Source organism: Allobosea sp. P1_A7 (assembly GCF_056406775.1).
Genome location: NZ_JBFTZN010000397.1, coordinates 1 through 3,770, shown reverse-complemented (window position 1 = coordinate 3,770; position 3,770 = coordinate 1). Strand labels below are relative to the sequence as shown.

The following is a 3,770-nucleotide window of genomic DNA, read 5'->3' as shown; positions in this document are numbered from 1 at the left end:
GGCGTCTTGGGTTGCGATTTGAGCACTGTGATGGGGATCGACGCCGTGGTGGCCGGCCGGCTTGTCAGCACGCCGCAGCCCGGCTTTGCCCTGCACCAGCTGACCTAGGGCGGCGGCGCCGAGGGGAGGGCGACGCAGAACGCGACGGCCTCCCCTTTGATGACCCGGACCCGGCGGGTGGAACTGAGCCTCGCATTCAATCTGAGGCGTCACTCGGCGCGAAGATTCTCGGCTGACGCTTTGCCCGACCGCCTGTCTGGCACGAGCTGAAGGCATCCTGGCGCGCCGTAGCGATGAGCCTGCATGCCATGGCTTGCAGATCAACTTCGCCACGCAACGACAAGCGGACCGACATTCTTGGCAGAAATAGTCCCATACAAGTCCCCTGGCGCAATTCAGTCGGACGAGAGAACGATGCCTCTCGTCCCAATTTACGCGCGGGATGCGGACGGCGATGCGAGCTTCAAATGTCCCTGCGAGGTTGGGAATACCGTTTGGCTCAGCGTGTCATGCCCCAGCGGCGTACGGTCACCCGTTCGAGCGTGGCGAAGACAACATTCTCGACCAGAAGACCGATCAGGATGACCATGACGAGGCCCGCGAAGACGCGGTCGGTATAGAGCTCGTTGCGGTTCTGGAAGATGTACCAGCCAAGGCCGCCGCGGCCGGAGGCTGCGCCGAAGACGAGTTCGGCGGCAATCAGGGTACGCCAGGCGAAGGCCCAGCCGATCTTGAGGCCGGAGAGGATCGCAGGCAGCGCTGCGGGGATCAGGATCTGCAGCACATAGGCCGGGCCTTTCAGCCCATAGTTTCGCCCCGCCATGCGGAGCGTTTCCGGCACGGCCTGGAAGCCGGCGAAGGTGTTGAGCGCCAGCGGCCAGAGCACCGAATGGATCAGCACGAAGATCAGGCTGCCGGAGCCCAGCCCGAACCAAAGCAGGGCGAGCGGCAGCAGCGCGATCGCCGGCAGCGGATTGAACATCGCCGTCAGTGTCGAGAGCAGGTCGCGCCCGAACTGGGTTGAGACCGCCAGCGTCGTCAGCAGGAAGGCAAGCGCGATGCYGGCGAGATATCCTTGCGCCAGGACGGTCAGCGAGATCCGCACCCGCTCCAGCAGTTCTCTGCTCGCAAGCCCTTCGGCGAGAGCCTTCATGGTGGCGAGGAAGCTGGGGAGGAGGAGGTCGTTGTCCTGCCAGCGCGCCAGCCCTTCCCAGGCGAGCGCAAGCAACGCGATGATCACCGCCTTGCGCAACCAGCCCTGCTGCCAAAGCCGCGCCGCCAGCGGCAGGGCGCGCTCGAGCGGTGTCTCGACGAAGGGGGCGAGGGTCCGGTCGTATTCCGGGCGGATCGGCGGGGAGACGTGCTGGTTCATCGCGGCTGGCCCCCCACTGCCGCCGCTTTCGGATCGGTCTCGAACAGGCGCTGATGCAGCCCCTGGACCGTGGCCTGGAAGGCCCCGCTGCCCACGCTGGAGAGATCGAAATCGTGGCTGTTGACCTCGGCGCGCACCCGGCCGGGATGGGGCGAGAGCAGCGCGACGCGGTTGCCGACGACCAGCGCCTCCTCGATCGAATGGGTGACGAAGAGCAGGGTGAAGCGCACCTCGTTCCAGAGCGCCAGCAGCTCCTCCTGCATCTTGCGGCGCGTCAGCGCGTCGAGCGCGGCGAAAGGTTCGTCCATCAGTAGCACCCTGGGCTGCATGGCGAGCGCGCGCGCAATGGCGACGCGCTGCTTCATGCCGCCGGAGAGCTGGTGCGGATAGCTGTCGGCGAACTGCGAGAGCCCGACCTTGTCGATGTAGTGGCGTGCGCGCTCTTGCGCCTCCCGCCGGCCGACCGCGCCCGAAGCGCGCAGCGGGAAGACGACGTTCTGCGCGACCGTCTTCCAGGGCGGGAGCTGGTCGAACTCCTGAAAGACGACGATGCGGTCGGGCCCCGGCTCCTGCACCGGCACGCCGCCCAGGGTGATCTCGCCCTCGGTCGGCCGGATGAAGCCCGCCACGGCCTTCAGCAAGGTCGACTTGCCGCAGCCGGACGGACCGAGCAGCGCGAAACGGTCGCCCCCGTAGACGTCGAAATCGACGCGATGCGTGGCCCGCACGACGCGTTCCGGCGTGTGGTATTCCAGCGTCACGCCGGCGACCTGCAGCAGCGGCGCGGGCAGGGGCGTCTGGGCCACCTGCCGGCCCGACGCCTGGGCCGCGACCTGATTGCGGACGGACTGTTCCTCCAGCCCGGTTGCAGCCCGGTCGTCGCGGTTGGCCACCAGCGTCATCGTGCCCCGCCGGCTCAGCTGCCGGCCGTCGTGATGCGCGGATCGGCGAAGAAATAGTCGCCGAGCACCTTGGGCTCGACCTTGATCGCGCCGACGCGATGCAGGAACTGACCGAGGCCGAGCGTGTTTTGCGGTTCGACCTTGAAGGTCACTTCGGGGCTCTTGATCACCTTGAGCAGCAAGTTGCGGTCGGTCTTGGCGCCCGTGGCCTTGAGATAGATATCGGCAGCCTGTTCCGGGTTCGCGACGATGAATTTCGCGGCCTCGTCCAGCGCATCGAGGAATGCCTTATGGGTCTTGGGGCTGTCCTTGTAGAATTTCTCGGTGCCGTAGAGCACGGTCGAGGAGGCAGGGCCGCCCTGGACGTCATAGGAGTTCAGGACGATGCGCGCCTTCGGGTTATCGGCCAGTTCCTGTTCCTGGAAGGGCGGGTTTCCGAAATGCCCGGTGATCTCGGTGCCGCCCTTGATGATCGCGGCGGCCGCCTCGGGATGCGGCAGGGTCACGCTGATCGTGTCGAGCTTCGCGAATTCCTTGTCGCCCCAAAGCTTGGCGGAGGCCCATTGCAGGATGCGCGCCTGCACGGAGACGCCGACCGCCGGCAAGGCGATGCGGTCCTTCTCGGTGAAGTCGGCGATCGTCTTCACGTTCGGATTGTTGGTGACGAGGTAATAGGGAAAATTGCCGAGCGAGGCGATGCCCTTGACGTTCTGTTTGCCATGGGTGCGGTCCCAGAGCGTGAACAATGGGCCGACGCCGGCGCTGGCGATTTCGATATTGCCCGAGAGCAGCGCGTCGTTGACGGCCGCGCCGCCGGAGAGCTGGACATAGTCGACCTTGATGTCGATGCCGGCTGCCTTGCCGTGCTTCTCGATCAGCTTCTGATCCTCGGCGACGTTCAGGAGCAGATAGACGACACCGAATTGCTTGGCGATGCGCAGCTGGCCTTCAGCGGCCCTGGCCGGCCCTGCGGCTGCGAGGCCCAAGAGACCAAGGAGGGCTATCGCCCGCCGGCGCCAGAGCAGGGTGACTGGCTTCATGGTTCGCTCCCGATGCATCCGAATTGGTCGGCGCCGAATGGCCCGTACGATGATCCGGAATCTGACGACGTGGATGAGGCGCGTCAATGAGAATGTTCTTTTTATAGAACGATCCGAACGAGGATGTTCACCCCCATCCACCGCGTTCAGGAGATAAACTCTGTGTCGCGTGGAAAAGATCAGGCCGGATTCTACATTTTTCCGGGCCGGCGGGCGGATGCAGTCTGGTTGTTCTCCAAGGTTTGTTCTCTTTAAAAAACGCTTCTCTTGACCCATCGGTTGTTGGGCCCGCATGCTTTTGGCGTGGCGAGAGAGCCGCGGGACCAGGCGAATGCGGGCCAATCCCGCCCCGACCTGCCCTCGAGTGGCGATGCGAAGCGAGGTTTCAATGTCCAAGCCTGAGCGCCGACTAACGCTGAACCTTTTCATCTATCCCGGCGGGCATCATGAGGCGGC

Annotated in this window: 3 protein-coding genes; all 3 read right to left on the bottom strand. The window is 65.1% G+C overall.

What is annotated here, in order from left to right; all coding sequences use genetic code 11:
- Window positions 1–499 precede the first annotated feature (499 nt).
- The 3 genes from AC1D34_RS34975 to AC1D34_RS34965 are packed head-to-tail and all read right to left on the bottom strand — an operon-like array spanning window position 500 to window position 3,314.
- Window positions 500–1,372 (bottom strand): ABC transporter permease, encoded by an 873-nt coding sequence (locus tag AC1D34_RS34975; RefSeq protein ID WP_476826711.1) that lies wholly within the window; start codon window positions 1,370–1,372, stop codon window positions 500–502.
- Window positions 1,369–2,274 (bottom strand): ABC transporter ATP-binding protein, encoded by a 906-nt coding sequence (locus AC1D34_RS34970; protein WP_441508785.1) that lies wholly within the window; start codon window positions 2,272–2,274, stop codon window positions 1,369–1,371. Before AC1D34_RS34970 ends, AC1D34_RS34975 begins: the two co-directional genes overlap by 4 nt.
- Before the next feature lie 14 nt (window positions 2,275–2,288).
- Window positions 2,289–3,314, bottom strand: a complete 1,026-nt coding sequence (locus AC1D34_RS34965; protein WP_441508786.1) for an ABC transporter substrate-binding protein — start codon at window positions 3,312–3,314, stop codon at window positions 2,289–2,291.
- Window positions 3,315–3,770 lie beyond the last annotated feature (456 nt).